This is a genomic window from Arthrobacter gallicola, from assembly GCF_014836775.1.
Taxonomy (GTDB): Bacteria; Actinomycetota; Actinomycetes; order Actinomycetales; family Micrococcaceae; genus Arthrobacter_B; species Arthrobacter_B gallicola.
In genome coordinates, this window is record NZ_JACSQD010000005.1 from 115,096 (window position 1) to 128,295 (window position 13,200).

Annotated in this window: 13 protein-coding genes; 2 read left to right on the top strand and 11 right to left on the bottom strand. The window is 65.9% G+C overall.

All coding sequences use genetic code 11. The features are described from left to right. Positions 1 to 43: 43 nt before the first annotated feature. From H9639_RS11680 to pdhA, 3 genes are read right to left on the bottom strand one after another with little or no spacing between them, the layout of a single operon-like run. Complete coding sequence (locus H9639_RS11680; protein WP_191808253.1) at positions 44 to 1,393, bottom strand: dihydrolipoamide acetyltransferase family protein; 1,350 nt, start codon at positions 1,391 to 1,393, stop codon at positions 44 to 46. After that, positions 1,390 to 2,412 (bottom strand): alpha-ketoacid dehydrogenase subunit beta, encoded by a 1,023-nt coding sequence (locus H9639_RS11685; RefSeq protein WP_191808254.1) that lies wholly within the window; start codon positions 2,410 to 2,412, stop codon positions 1,390 to 1,392. The genes H9639_RS11680 and H9639_RS11685 overlap by 4 nt, the downstream gene beginning before the upstream one ends. Further along, complete coding sequence (pdhA, locus tag H9639_RS11690; RefSeq protein ID WP_191808255.1) at positions 2,409 to 3,560, bottom strand: pyruvate dehydrogenase (acetyl-transferring) E1 component subunit alpha; 1,152 nt, start codon at positions 3,558 to 3,560, stop codon at positions 2,409 to 2,411. The genes H9639_RS11685 and pdhA overlap by 4 nt, the downstream gene beginning before the upstream one ends. 170 nt (positions 3,561 to 3,730) lie before the next feature. On the opposite strand from pdhA, the gene H9639_RS11695 reads away from it, so the two are divergent. Next, positions 3,731 to 4,264 carry an Lrp/AsnC family transcriptional regulator gene (locus H9639_RS11695; protein WP_191808256.1) on the top strand — a complete coding sequence of 178 codons (534 nt, stop codon included), beginning with the start codon at positions 3,731 to 3,733 and terminating at the stop codon, positions 4,262 to 4,264. A gap of 4 nt (positions 4,265 to 4,268) precedes the next feature. Further along, complete coding sequence (locus tag H9639_RS11700) at positions 4,269 to 5,039, top strand: IclR family transcriptional regulator (protein ID WP_191808257.1); 771 nt, start codon at positions 4,269 to 4,271, stop codon at positions 5,037 to 5,039. Positions 5,040 to 5,045: 6 nt separating this feature from the next. Here the strand turns inward: H9639_RS11700 and H9639_RS11705 are convergent, their stop codons facing one another. From H9639_RS11705 to H9639_RS11740, 8 genes are all read right to left on the bottom strand, one after another. Further along, positions 5,046 to 6,023, bottom strand: coding sequence for a sugar kinase (locus tag H9639_RS11705; protein ID WP_318242068.1), 978 nt, complete (start codon positions 6,021 to 6,023; stop codon positions 5,046 to 5,048). Continuing rightward, positions 6,020 to 6,715, bottom strand: coding sequence for a bifunctional 4-hydroxy-2-oxoglutarate aldolase/2-dehydro-3-deoxy-phosphogluconate aldolase (locus H9639_RS11710; RefSeq protein WP_225219511.1), 696 nt, complete (start codon positions 6,713 to 6,715; stop codon positions 6,020 to 6,022). The genes H9639_RS11705 and H9639_RS11710 overlap by 4 nt, the downstream gene beginning before the upstream one ends. A gap of 43 nt (positions 6,716 to 6,758) precedes the next feature. Beyond that, complete coding sequence (locus H9639_RS11715; protein ID WP_191808258.1) at positions 6,759 to 7,517, bottom strand: glucose 1-dehydrogenase; 759 nt, start codon at positions 7,515 to 7,517, stop codon at positions 6,759 to 6,761. Then, complete coding sequence (locus H9639_RS11720) at positions 7,514 to 8,557, bottom strand: zinc-dependent alcohol dehydrogenase (RefSeq protein ID WP_191808259.1); 1,044 nt, start codon at positions 8,555 to 8,557, stop codon at positions 7,514 to 7,516. Before H9639_RS11720 ends, H9639_RS11715 begins: the two co-directional genes overlap by 4 nt. An 8-nt stretch (positions 8,558 to 8,565) precedes the next feature. Beyond that, positions 8,566 to 9,570 (bottom strand): C-terminal binding protein, encoded by a 1,005-nt coding sequence (locus H9639_RS11725; RefSeq protein WP_191808260.1) that lies wholly within the window; start codon positions 9,568 to 9,570, stop codon positions 8,566 to 8,568. Further along, entirely contained in the window at positions 9,570 to 10,922 is a 1,353-nt protein-coding gene (locus H9639_RS11730) for an MFS transporter (RefSeq protein WP_191808261.1), read from the bottom strand. Before H9639_RS11730 ends, H9639_RS11725 begins: the two co-directional genes overlap by 1 nt. A gap of 232 nt (positions 10,923 to 11,154) precedes the next feature. After that, positions 11,155 to 12,777, bottom strand: a complete 1,623-nt coding sequence (locus tag H9639_RS11735) for a solute symporter family protein (protein ID WP_191808262.1) — start codon at positions 12,775 to 12,777, stop codon at positions 11,155 to 11,157. Then, a complete protein-coding gene (locus H9639_RS11740) occupies positions 12,774 to 13,145 on the bottom strand; it encodes a DUF485 domain-containing protein (protein ID WP_191808263.1) in 372 nt (123 codons plus the stop codon). The genes H9639_RS11735 and H9639_RS11740 overlap by 4 nt, the downstream gene beginning before the upstream one ends. Positions 13,146 to 13,200 lie beyond the last annotated feature (55 nt).

Here is a 13,200-nt window from a genome sequence, read left to right on the forward strand (position 1 = left end):
CACGGTTAGCGTGGGAACGGGCCTTCCGCTTTCCGGGGTCCGGCTAGGTCATCGCCAGCACCATGGCCGGTTCGGCCAGCACATCCCCGACGTCCCGGAGGAACAGTGAGGCTTCCGCCCCGTCCACCAGCCGGTGGTCGAAGGACAGGCTGAGCGTCGTCACCTGCCGCAGCGCAACAGTCCCCTCGTGTTCCCACGGCAGGTTCCGGACGGCACCGAGGGCCAGTATGGCGGCCTCCCCCGGATTGAGGATGGGGGTTCCGGCATCCACCCCAAACACGCCGACATTGGAGATGGAGACCGTGCCGCCGGCGAGCGCCGCCGGAGGGGTCCCGCCGTCCCGGGCGGTACCGGCAAGATCTGAAATCGCCAGCGCCAGTTCGCGCAGCCCCAGGTCCTGAGCGTCCTTGATGTTGGGAACCAGCAGGCCCCGGGGCGTCGCCGCCGCGATTCCGAGGTTGACGTACCGGTAGCGGATGATTTCCCGGGCGTCCTCATCCCAGCGGGCATTCAGGCCCGGATGCCGCTGCAGGGCCAGGCAGACTGCCTTGGCGGCCAGGACCAGCGGAGTCAGCCGGACGCCCTCAAATTCCGGCCGGGCCTTCAGCTTCGCCAGCAGGTTCATTGACCCCGTAACGTCCAGGGTGAGGAAGACCGTGGCATGCGGAGCCGTAAAGGCACTGCTAACCATCGCCGCCGCCGTGTGTTTCCGGATGCCGGAAACCGGGATACGTTCCTCGCGGGCCTGCCCCAAATGCGGAGCGTCTTCGACGACGGTCTGCCCGGGGGCGGCCGGCCTCTCCGTGCTGTCCGTGCTGCTGACCCGCTGCACGGCGGCTTCCACATCTGAGCGCAGGATCCTGCCGTCCGGTCCGGTCCCCGTCACGAGGGCCAGGTCGACTCCGAGGTCGCGGGCCAGTTTCCGTACGGGTGGCGTGGACCGCGGCCGTTCCAAGAGCGGTTGGACGGCTGAGCCCGGTTGGACGGCTGAGGCCGGCTGGACGGCTGAGGCCGGCTGGACGGCTGAGGCCGGCTGTACCTTCACCAGTCCCGGGCGGGGTTTCCGAGCCGGGCGTCCGGCAGATTCCGGCTCGGCGCCGTATCCCACCAGGGTCGGCTGCCGGCGGGTCGCCTGGGCGGCGGGCTCCTCCGGGTCCGGGATATCGAAGGAGATGATGGTCGATCCCACCTCCACGACGGTTCCCGGCAGCTCGTGCAGCCGGGCCACCACCCCCGCAAACGGTGACGGCAGCTCCACCACTGCTTTGGCGGTCTCCACTTCGGCGATGACCTGGTTCAGCGCCACCGTCTGTCCCTCCGCCACCCGCCAGCTGAGTATCTCGGATTCGGTCAGGCCCTCCCCCAGGTCCGGCAGCCGGAATTCGCGGATCATCCCTGCACCCCTTCCAGGGCTGCCGTCCGGTCCAGGGAGTTGGGCCGGCGCATTACCCGGTCCACTCCGTCCAGGATCCGGTCCAGATCCGGAAGATGGTGTTTCTCCAGCCGTGCCGGCGGGTACGGAATGTCGAACCCGGTGACCCGGACCGGCGCATGCTCCAGGTAGTCGAAGCAGCGTTCGGTGATGCTCGCGGCGATCTCCGCGCCCAGCCCGCCGGACTGGGCTGCCTCGTGGGTGATCACCAGCCGGCCGGTCTTCCGCACGGAGGCCTCGACGGCGTCGTAGTCTATGGGCGCCAGCGAGCGCAGGTCGATTACTTCCACGGAGACGCCGTCGTCCTGTGCCGCGGCGGCCGCGTCCAGGGCGGTCATCACCAGCGGACCGTAGGCCACCAGCGTCACGTCGGTGCCCGGCGCAGCGACCCTGGCGGCGCCCATCGGGAGGGCACCGTCCAGCGTCAGGTCCACCTCGCCCTTGGTGTGATAGCGCCGCTTGGGTTCGAAGTAGAGCACCGGGTCGTCGCACTCAACCGCCTGACGGATCATGGTGTATGCATCCTGCGGGTTCGAAACGCTGATCACCCGCAGCCCGGATGTGTGCGTGAAGTAAGCCTCGGGCGACTCCGAATGGTGCTCCGGGGATCCGATGCCGCCACCGAAGGGCACCCGGATGGTCAGCGGCAGCTTCACGGCTCCGTGCGTGCGGTAGTGCATTTTGGCGACCTGGGACACGATCTGGTCGAACGCCGGGTAGATGAACCCGTCGAACTGGATTTCCACCACCGGACGGTAGCCGCGGTACGCAAGCCCGACGGCGGTCCCCATGATTCCGGATTCTGCCAGCGGCGTGTCGATCACCCGGCGGGGGCCGAATTCGGCCTGCAGGCCGTCGGTAATCCGAAAAACGCCCCCGAGCTTGCCGATGTCCTCCCCCATCAGGACCACCTTCGGATCCCCTGCCAGGGCATCGCGCAGCCCGGCGGTGATGGCGCGGCCAAAAGTCATGCTGGTCATCGCGCACCTCCCTCCGTGGTCTCGCCCATCATGGCGAGATATTGGCGGTAGTGCTCCCGCTGGCGGTCAAGCCAGCTGTTCGGCGACGAGTAGACGTGCGCCAAGACCTCCATGGGTCCCGGATCGGGCATGCCCGTACAGGCGGCCCGCAGCTCCTGCGCGAGCGTATCGGCGTCGTGCTCCACGGTTGCCTGGAAGGCGCCGTCGAACTCCCCCTCGGATTCCAGCAGCGCGCCGACCCGGCTGATCGGATCCTTCGCCTGCCAGTCCAGGAGCTCGGCCGGGTCCCGGTAGCGGGTCGGATCGTCCGCGGTGGTGTGCGGCCCCATCCGGTAGGTGACTGCCTCGATGAAGGTGGGTCCTCCCCCGCTGCGCGCCCGGTCCAGCGCTTCCCGGGTGGCAGCCAGCGTGGCCAGGACGTCATTGCCGTCCACCCGGATGGATGGAATGCCGAAGCCCGGCGCCCGGTTGGCAACCGGGATCTGCGCCTGCAGTCCCACGGGTTCGGAGATGGCCCATTGGTTGTTCTGGCAGAAGAAGATCACCGGGGCCTGGAAGCTCGCGGCGAAAACCATCGCCTCGTTGACGTCGCCCTGGCTGGTGGCGCCGTCGCCGAAGTAGCTGATTGCCGCGTCGTCCACCCCGTCCTGCTGGATGCCCATGGCGTAGCCCGTGGCGTGCAGCGCCTGCGCGCCGATGATCACCTGCGTGGGTGCCATGTTCACGGAGTACGGATCCCAGCCGGCAGCGGCGTTGCCGCGCCAAACCCGCATCAGATCCGCGCACCCCACGCCGCGCAGAAAGGCCACGGCGTTCTCGCGGTAGCTGCTGAAGACGAAGTCCGAGGGCCGCAGCGCCCGGGCCGAGCCCACCTGCGCCGCCTCCTGCCCCAGCAGTGGGGGCCACAGACCCAGTTCACCCTGCCGTTGCAGTGACGTGGCTTCGGTGTCGATCCTTCTGGCCAGGACCATGTCCCGGTACAGGCCGCGGAGTGCAGCGGTGTCGATGTCCTGGACCCAGCGGTCATAGAGGTCGTCCCGGACGCGGAAACCATCAGGGCGGATCAGCTGGAGGTACGGGTCGTGCGGTTCTGTCCCGGTGTTTTCGGGATGGTCCGCCGGGATATGCAGGGACACTTTGATACGCATCCTTCCGTGGGTGGAGCCCCGGGGGTGGTGGGGTCCAAACCTGTTGCCTGGGCACCTTTGCCCAGATAGATGTGACCCTACTCACACCGGGCATGCGGTACAACTGCGCGCGATGGGATTGCGCAGTCTGCCCTGCCGGAAGGGATTTGGCCGTGCTAGCGTTGCGCACTATGCAGATTCTGGACGGTACCGACTTCCGCGTGCTGCGGGCCATGGCCACCGACCCGCGGCGAACCGTCGTGGCCCTGGCCGGCCGGCTCGGCATCTCCCGCAACACCGTTCAGGCCCGCTTGTCCCGGCTCGAAACCAAGGGTGCTTTCCTCCCCTTCGAGCGGCGGATCAACCCGGTGGCACTGGGCTATCCCCTGATGGCTTTTGTCCACGTCCATGTCCAGCAGCAGCGGCTCAACGAGATCACCGCCGAACTGTCCGCCATCCCTGAAGTCGTGGAAGCCCACGGCCTCACCGGGGCGGCGGACATCCTGCTGCGGACGGTCGCCGTCGACGCCGAGGATCTGTTCCGGATAAACAAGGCCATCCTGGCGGTGCCCGGCGTCGAGCGGTCCGACACCACCCTGGCGATGGGCGAGCTCATCCCCTACCGGGTGTCCCCGCTCCTTGACCGCGGGCCGGCCCTGGGAATTGACGCTGAAAACGGGACAGGTTCCGCATTTAGGGATCGTTCCGGGCAGGTGAAACAATAGCCGCATGAGCGAGACGACTGCCGGGGCGAAAACACTCGAGCGTGGATTGGCCCTGCTGGACCATGTGGCTGAGGGAGCGGAAACGCTGGAGGACCTCACCCGGGTCTCGGGCCTGAGCCGGTCGGCCGTGCACCGGATGCTCACCTCGCTGGTCCAGGCCCGGTACCTCAGCGTCGACGCTCAGCACCGGTATCACCTGGGGCTGAAACTGCTCCAGCTGGGTGCACACGCTGAGTCCAGCATCAACCTCTCGGCGGAGATCTCCCAGATTCTCGAGAGTATTTCCCGCGAGACGTCCGATACCACGCATCTGGGTATCCTCGTCGAATCAGATGTGCTCTATCTGGCGAAGGCCCGCGGCTACCGCGGCATCGAAATGGCGTCCCGGCCCGGCGCCAAGCTCCGGGCACAGAACACGGCGATGGGCAAGGTCCTGTTGGCGCAGCGCACCAACGCTGAGGCACTGGCCGCCTTCGATCCTGCGTTTACACCGACCCCACGCTCCATCACCACGCAGGAGCACTTTCTCGCGGCCCTGGATCAGGCCCGGCGCGACGGCTACGCGCTGGACGACCAGGAAAACGAACTGGGAATCACGTGCGTAGCCATCGGCCTTCCGGATCTCGCCGGTGATATCACGGCGGCCGCTTCCATCTCCGCTCCGAGCGTGCACATGACCCCGGAGCGGATCGGAGAACTGGTGAGCCTGATGCAGGCCAGGCGTCCGGAGCTTACCCGCTGCCTGCCGCAGGGCTTCGAACGCGCCTGGATTTAGTCCTCCCTACCGGGAGACCGGGTCGCTTTCCTCCAGCAGCCCAAGCTCCGCGCGGCGGGGCATCCCTTCCCAGTCGCCCGGCACCAGACAGGCGAACGCTCCCGTGCGCACAGCGGTGAGCAACCGCTGTTCCACCTCGGCCCCGGCCAGGAACTCGTTGATGTATCCCGCCACGAAGGCGTCCCCCGCACCCACCGTGTCCACCGGAACGATTGGCACAGCGTCCTGGGCATAGGTTTCCCCGCCGATCAAGGCCAGGCAGCCTTCTTCGCCGAGCTTGATAACAGCCTGTCCAGCTCCCAGCGACTCAAACCGTGCCGCGAGTTCGGTGGGGTTCTTGGCCGCCCCCACGGCCAGCTCCGCTTCCTCAACACCGGCAAAGACCATGTCAGCCTGGCCGGCAAGACGGCGCAGGACGGGCGCTGCCTGCTCGGGTGCCCAGAGGTTGGCCCGGTAATTCAGGTCGAAGGACACCAATGTGCCCGCTGCCTTGGCGCAGCTGATGGCATGGTCAACGGCCTCGGCCGCAGACGGAGACAGGGCGGGCGTGATGCCGGTAATGTGCAGCACTCTCGCCTGCCGCACCACAGCCTCAGGTACGTCCTCGGGACTCAGCCGGGATCCGGCGCTGCCGGCACGGTAGTACCAGACCTTCTGCGAGCTGTGGGTGCGGCGTTCCTTGATCATCAGGCCCGTGGGAGCGGCGGGATCACTCCGCCCAGCCACGTGGATGCCCTCCGCGGCGAGCTCGCGGCGGACCAAATCACCGAGGCTGTCTGTGCCAAGCCGCCCCACCCAGGTCACGGTGGTGCCGAGCCGGCGCAGGCCGATGGCAAAATTGGTCTCCGCCCCTCCCATGCCCAGGCTCATGGAGGACACGTGCGCCAACGGCCCCGGCGTGTCCGCCTTCATCAGGGCCATGGTTTCGCCCAGGGTCACAACCTCCGTGGGCGGTCCGCCATACGGAACGGGTGAAAACGTCACAGGGCACCTCCGGGAACTGCCGCGGCGGCCTCAGCCACCAGGGCACTGGCCCGGCGGGCGCGCTCCGTCAGCGCCTCCAGACTGCCTCCGGCGAAGGCGTCCCCGATCAGCGGGCCGCCGAGGCTGACGGCCAGAGCTCCGGCGCCGATCCACGCCGGGGCATCCTCAATGCTCACGCCGCCGCTCGGAATAACCTGCATCCCGGGAAACGGCCCACGCAGATGCGCCAAATAGCCCTTGCCGACCACTGAAGCCGGAAACAGTTTCACGGCGGTGGCGCCGGCTGACCATCCGGTCAGCAGTTCGGTCGGCGTGAATCCGCCGGGGAAGACGGGAACATTCCTCCGCACCGCAGCGTCGACCACCCCGGCTGACATCGCGGGGGTCACCAGGAACTGGGCGCCGCAGTCGAGCGCCTGTTCGGCTTCATCCTCCGAGGTGATCGTTCCCACGCCGATCTCGGCGCCCCCGGCGAAGCGGCTGACCAAGGCCGGCATCTCGGCGAAGACGCCCGCGGTGCTGAGGGTGAGTTCAATTGAGGTGACTCCGCCCCGGATGAGTGCCTCCACTACCGGGGCATATTCGCTGGCATGCCCCGCCCTGAGGACGGCAATCACCGGATGCGCGCGGAGCAGTTCGGACGGAACCGGCCGGCTGGTGGAGGGTGTATCGGTATTCATGGTGCTGGACATGTCGCTGCTTTCGTCAGGTCTTTCTTCACTTCGTTCTCAGGGGTCACCGGGACAGCCAGCCGCCGTCGACGGGCAGCACCACACCGTGGATGTAAGCCGCGGCCGGCGAGGCCAGGAAAACCACCGCCCCCGCGATGTCCTCGGCGCGTCCCCAGCGCCCGGCGGGAATCCGCACCGAAATCTGCTCTGACCGTTCCGGGTCCTCAAGCAGGGCTTCGTTCATCTCCGTGGCGAAGTATCCGGGGGCGACGGCGTTCACGTTGACTCCCCGGCCGGCCCATTCGTTGCACAGGGCCTTAGTCAGCTGGGCCACTGCACCCTTTGACGCTGCGTACGCCGGAACCCGCAGACCACCCTGGAAACTGAGCAGCGATGCCAAGTTGATGATCTTTCCGTCGCCGCGCTCCAGCATTCCGGGCGCAAAACCCTGGCAGAGCTGGAACACCGAGCGGGTGTTGATGCCCCAGACCCTGTCGAAATCCGAGAGCGGGAACTCCGTCGAATCGTGGCGGATCTGCGTTCCGGCGTTGTTCACCAGGATGTCCACCTGCGTTGTTGCCAGGGTGGTGGCAACAGCATCCGCGACGGATTCCTCACTGGACAAATCCACGTGCTGCCCGGTCACGGAAGTACCGGTTTCCCCGGCCACGCGCTTCAACTCAACCGGAACCTCGCCGCGTTGGAACGCGACGACGTTCGCTCCCGCGCGAAGCAGGCCGGCGGCAATTCCCAGGCCAATGCCGCGTGAGGCCCCGGTGACAACGGCGGTTTTCCCGCTGAGGCTAAATTGGGAAGTGTTCATGCGGAGGGTCCTTCCGTGGCGCCGGAACTGACCGGCCCGGAGGTGACGAGTACTTTGAGTGCGGGTCCGGCGGACATAGCCAGGTCAAATGCGGCAGCGGCATCTGTCAGGGCGAACTCCTGGATCGGTATCCGGCCTACCCCCAGGACGTCTGTCTCAAGGAGTTCAACCGCCCGTTCAACGTCGGCCCGGGTATAGACCCGGACGCCGACAACGGTGTTCTCTGCGAAGGTCAGGGCCTGGAGGTTAAGCTCCACCGGCTTTTTGTAGACGCCCACCAGCACCACGGTTCCGCGCACCCGAACGACGTCGGGAAACACAGCCGCGACGGCGGGGTGTCCGGCCGAATCAAAGACGATATCCGCTCCTTCGCCGTTCGTGGCCTCGTACACCGCCTGCACAGATTCCTTGCCGGCGGGAAGTGTTTCGAAGCCCAGTGAACGGGCCACTGCTGCCCGCTCTTCGCTCGGCTCGGAGATCAGAACGGTGGCTGCACCGAGGTGCTTGGCGACCAGGGCCACCAGAATGCCTATCGGTCCCGCCCCGAAAACAACCACGCGTTCCCCGCCGCGCAGCCCGGAGCGGTCTACGGCGTGGACCGCGACAGCAAGTGGTTCAGCGAGCGCAGCTTCGCGGGCCGGGACACCGGCACCCACCGGGATCAGCGAACCGGCCGGCAGCGCGACGTATTCCGCCAGGGAACCGGGGACGTCGATTCCATAGAGACCGAGATTGCGGCACACATGAGTGTTGCCGTGCCGGCAGGGGTGGCAGTCCCCGCAGTGGATCAGCGGCTCCACCGTGACCCGCGTTCCGACCGCCGGCCCATCCGGGACTGCTGTTTCCACCACTCCGGTGATCTCGTGGCCCATGATGAGCGGGGCTGCCGCCCGCGGGTGAGTACCTTGGAGGATGGAGAAGTCCGTTCCGCAAAGCCCGGTGTACTCAACCCGGACCAGCACCCAGCCTTCCGGGAGCACCGGGAGGGGCAGCTGCTGCGTTTCGATGTTTCCTGGCCCGGTCCACACGGCCGCGCTCATCAGCCCGGTCATGCCTGCACCGGCTGCCCAAGCTGCCGGTCCGCTTCCAGGACCTCGGGATTGAGGATGTTCCGCGGCCTGCGGCCGGCGCAGACCTCCAAAACGTTCTCCACCGTCCGCCGCTTCAGCTCCCCATAGGATTCCTCGCTGTACCACGCCGCATGGGGAGTCAGGACAGTGTTAGGGCAGGCGATCAGCGGACTGGTGACCGGCAGCGGCTCTTCTTCAAAGACATCCAGCCCCGCAGCTTGGATGGTCCCTTCCTGAAGGGCGCGGACGAGGGCGTCCGTATCGACGACGCCGCCGCGGCAGGTATTCACCAGAACGGCCGTTGGCTTCATCAGGGACAGTGTCTCGGCGTTGATCAGGTGTGCTGTGTTCTTATTCAGCGGCACGTGGAGGCTGACCACATCCGCCGAGGCCAGCAGTTCCTCGAACCCGACGACGCTCACGCCGTCGTCGGTTACCGTCCCAGCTTCGTGCCTGGGGTCGCAGCCGATGACTGAATAGCCGACGCCGAGCGCCTTCCGGGCGGTCGCCGAGCCGATCAGGCCAAGCCCCACTACGCCGAAGACCCTGGTCCGTGTCCGGTGCAGCGGCTGGACCGGAGTCAGGGAGCTCTCCCCGCTGCGCAGGTTGCGGTCCAACTGGGCAATCCCCCTGGCGAGGCTGAGCGCCAGGGCCAGGGCATGGTCACTGACGTCTTCCGTGCCGTAGTCCGGGACATTGCAGACGGCGACGCCGTGCCGGGTGGCCGCGTCAACGTCTACTGTGTCCACACCGACGCCGTACCGCCCAACGGCTTTAAGCCGGGGCAAAGCCGCCAGCACACGTTCGGTGATCGGGGCGTACTGGACAACAATGCCGTCGGCGTCCTGGGCTGCGGCTATAACTTCATCTTCGGTGTGGCACTGCGCGAGGGTCAGCTCGGCCCCCTGCAGCCGGGCGGCTTCAATCTCCACGGCGATTGAATCGTGGTCATTGTCGGTAATGACGATAGTCAGCGGGTTCATTAGTTTGCGTCCTCCTCGGACAACAGGTCGCGGTCAAGTGTTTCGGGAGACATCAGTGCGGCAGCGAAGCTGATGCCCATCATGACGGTCATGTAGATGGCGACGGGCCACCAGGCTCCGGTGGCTGCCGTGACGAGTGCCGAGCAGATCAGCGGAGCGATTCCACCGCCGAAGACCGAGGAGAACTCCCGGCCCAGGGCTACGCCGGCGTACCGGTAGCGCGATCCGAAGAGTTCGGGGAAGTAGGCTGCCTGCACACCCACGGTTCCCTGCGCGGCGAAGATAAAGCCGAGCACGATAACCAGGGCGATGAGGAAGAGGCTGCCCGTGTTCAGCAGCAGGAAGGCCGGAACCGGGAAGACCAGAAGGAAGCCGGTCGCGATCAGGTACATCCGCCGCCGGCCGAACCGGTCCGAGAGCGAACCAAAGACCACAGCGGAGACGCACGCGAAAAGAGCACCGGCCAGCAGCACCTTGGGAATAAACGTGGAATCGACCGAGAGCTGGGTGATCAGGTAACTGCCCAGGAATACCTGGAAGATGTACGAGTGCGCGTTGGCTCCGACATTCATAAAGAACACCCGGGCCAGCCCGCGCCGTCCGTGCTTGACCACGTCGGCGACAGGGGTGCGCTGGCGTTCCACCACGCCCTCGTTCTTCAATTCCTTGAAGACCGGGGATTCGTCCATCTTGCGGCGGATCACGTACGCGGCAATGGTCACGAAGATTGAACTGAAGAACACCAGTCGCCAGCCATAGGAGAGCAGCTGCTCCTCGGGCATCAGCTGGACCAGGATCCACACAATGGCGCCCATTGCAGTGCCGGCGGCGGCTCCAACAAAGACCAGCGAAGCGTACCGGCCGCGCCGGCCTCTGGCAGCAGTTTCCGTCAGCAGGACCACTCCCCCGGCCTGCTCAGCGCCGGCGCCGAAGCCCTGGAAGAAACGGCAGGCGACCAGCAGGAGCGGCGCGAGAATCCCGACCTGTTCGTACGTCGGCAGGAGCCCAATGATGAAGGTCGCAGTTCCCATCAGGAACAGCGTCGCTACCATCACCCACTTGCGGCCCAGCCGGTCGCCAAACTTGGAGAAGAAGAGCCCGCCGAGCGGCCGTGCCCCGAAACCGACTGCATAGGCGCCAAAGGAGGCAATGATCCCGATGGCCGGCTCCACGTTGGGGAAGAAGATTTGATTAAAGATAATCGCGGAGGCAGTGCCGTAGATAACGAAGTCAAATTGTTCGAGCGCAGTACCGATCAGCCCCGCCCATGCTGCCCGGCGGACAGTCTGTGGGCTGGCAGTTGGTACAGCAGGTGGTTTCGGTGGGCCTTGAACAGCATTGTTCTCAGTCATGGTGGCATCATTTCTATCAGATCCCGATAATCGGGATGGCATCCCAAAACTTGACTCGTCTACTGTAGCGGATGCTTTGTGATGCCGGTAACTATTTCCCGCCGCGTCTCGACCACGTCCGGCGGGTGCAGTAATCCGCCCTGCAGCTCCGTGGGGACAGACAAGAGACCCCGCACATCGTGCGGGGTCTCTTGTGGCGCCTGGACGGTGCCGGGGCGGCGGAGCTGCGGACTTAGTGGTCCACAGCCTTCTCCGCACCAACACCGGTCAGCGAACGGATTTCCATTTCCGCCTGCTTCTCCGGCGACTCGTTGTCCTTGCTCGTCACCGTGCCCAGCCAGCCCAGGAAGAAGGCCAGCGGGATCGAGACGATACCCGGGTTGTTCAGCGGGTACAGCGCGAAGTCGGCACCGGAGATCATTGATGTTTCCGCACCGGACATCACCGGCGAGAAGATGATCAGGCCGATAGCCGAAATCAGGCCCCCGTACATGCTCCAGAGGGCGCCGCGGGTGTTGAAGCGACGCCAGTAGAGCGAGTACAGGATGGTCGGGAGGTTCGCGCTCGCCGCGACGGCGAAGGCCAGCGCCACCAGGAAGGCGACGTTCTGCCCCTGGGCACCGATGCCGCCGAGGATGGAGACGACGCCGATGACCAGCACGGTCCGGCGGGCCACCTTCACCTCACTCGCCGAATCAACCTTGCCCTTGCGGACCACGTTCGTGTAGATGTCGTGGGCGAAGGAAGCCGCGGCCGTAATCGTCAGACCGGCCACAACCGCCAGGATTGTGGCGAACGCGACGGCCGATATGAGTCCCAGCAGCACCGGACCGCCCAGGGCGAAGGCCAGCAGCGGAGCAGCCGAGTTCACCCCGCCGGGGGCGGACGTGATGGTTTCGCGGTCGATCATGGCGGCGGCACCGTAGCCGAGCACCAGGGTGAACAGGTAGAAGAGGCCAATCAGCCAGATGGCCCAGACAACGGAGCGCCGGGCTTCCTTAGCGGTCGGCACCGTGTAGAAGCGCATCAGCACGTGCGGGAGGGCAGCGGTGCCCAGAACCAGTGCCAGGCCCAGCGAGACGAAGTCCAGCTTGGTGGTCTCCGACTTGCCGTACTGCAGTCCCGGATCCAGGATGGCAGCGTTTCCGGAGGTCTCGACGGCGGCACCCAGAAGCTCGGAGAGATTGAAGCCGTTCAGGGCCAGGACCCAGACGGTCATGACCGCGGTACCGGCGATCAGCAGGCAGGCCTTGATGATCTGCACCCAGGTGGTGCCCTTCATGCCGCCGACCAGTACGTAAATAATCATCAGCGCGCCGACGATCGTGATGACCAGGGACTGGCCGATCTTGGAGTCGATGCCCATCAGCAGGGACACGAGCCCGCCGGCGCCGGCCATCTGCGCCAGCAGGTAGAAGAAGCAGACCGCCAGGGTGGTCAGGGCTGCGGCAATGCGCACCGGGCGCTGCTGGAGCCGGAAGGAAAGCACATCGGCCATGGTGAACTTGCCGGTGTTGCGCAGCATCTCGGCCACCAGCAGCAGGGCTACGAGCCAGGCGACGAGGAAGCCGATCGAGTACAGGAAGCCGTCGTAGCCATTGATGGCAATGGCCCCGACAATGCCGAGGAACGACGCCGCCGAGAGGTAGTCACCGGCAATGGCGGTTCCGTTCTGCGGCCCGGTGAAGGACCGGCCGGCGGCGTAGTAGTCCGCCGCGGTTTTGTTGTTGCGGCTGGCGCGGAGCACCACTACCAGCGTGACGGCAACGAACAGGCCGAAGATCAGCATATTCAGCCAGCCGCTCTCCTGCACCTTCTCAGCGGTGACAGTGGCGGAGATGTTCAGCGTGTTCATTTGGTCTCCTCCGGACGGCTGACGCCCTGGGCTTCAAGCTCCCCGCGCAGCTCAGCGGCAATCGGGTCCATCCTGCGGTTGGCGTACCGGACGTACCCCATGGTGATTCCGAACGTGGTGACAAACTGCAGCAGCCCCAGAATGATGCCGATGTTCACGTTGCCGAAAACGGGTGTGGACATGAATTCGTGGGCGTAGTCGGCAAGCAGCACATAGGCGAAATACCAGATCAGGAAGAACGCGGCCATGGGAAAAATGAAGCTGCGCTGGCGTTTGCGCAGCTCCTGGAACCGCGGCGACCGCTGGACTTCCTGGAAGTCGACCGGTGCCGCGCTTCCGGGGTGTGATTGTGGCTGGTGTTCAGCCATCTCTCCTCCTTGGGTTGGGCACGTGCGGTACGGCATCCGGGTCCGGGGTCGATGA

Bases quoted from the DNA above. Each gene is read 5' to 3' on its own strand.
- H9639_RS11680 (WP_191808253.1), bottom strand. From the start codon at position 1,393: ATGATCCGCGAATTCCGGCTGCCGGACCTGGGGGAGGGCCTGACCGAA.
- H9639_RS11685 (WP_191808254.1), bottom strand. From the start codon at position 2,412: ATGACCAGCATGACTTTTGGCCGCGCCATCACCGCCGGGCTGCGCGAT.
- pdhA (WP_191808255.1), bottom strand. From the start codon at position 3,560: ATGCGTATCAAAGTGTCCCTGCATATCCCGGCGGACCATCCCGAAAAC.
- H9639_RS11695 (WP_191808256.1), top strand. From the start codon at position 3,731: ATGCAGATTCTGGACGGTACCGACTTCCGCGTGCTGCGGGCCATGGCC.
- H9639_RS11700 (WP_191808257.1), top strand. From the start codon at position 4,269: ATGAGCGAGACGACTGCCGGGGCGAAAACACTCGAGCGTGGATTGGCC.
- H9639_RS11710 (WP_225219511.1), bottom strand. From the start codon at position 6,715: ATGTCCAGCACCATGAATACCGATACACCCTCCACCAGCCGGCCGGTT.
- H9639_RS11715 (WP_191808258.1), bottom strand. From the start codon at position 7,517: ATGAACACTTCCCAATTTAGCCTCAGCGGGAAAACCGCCGTTGTCACC.
- H9639_RS11720 (WP_191808259.1), bottom strand. From the start codon at position 8,557: ATGAGCGCGGCCGTGTGGACCGGGCCAGGAAACATCGAAACGCAGCAG.
- H9639_RS11725 (WP_191808260.1), bottom strand. From the start codon at position 9,570: ATGAACCCGCTGACTATCGTCATTACCGACAATGACCACGATTCAATC.
- H9639_RS11730 (WP_191808261.1), bottom strand. From the start codon at position 10,922: ATGACTGAGAACAATGCTGTTCAAGGCCCACCGAAACCACCTGCTGTA.
- H9639_RS11735 (WP_191808262.1), bottom strand. From the start codon at position 12,777: ATGAACACGCTGAACATCTCCGCCACTGTCACCGCTGAGAAGGTGCAG.
- H9639_RS11740 (WP_191808263.1), bottom strand. From the start codon at position 13,145: ATGGCTGAACACCAGCCACAATCACACCCCGGAAGCGCGGCACCGGTC.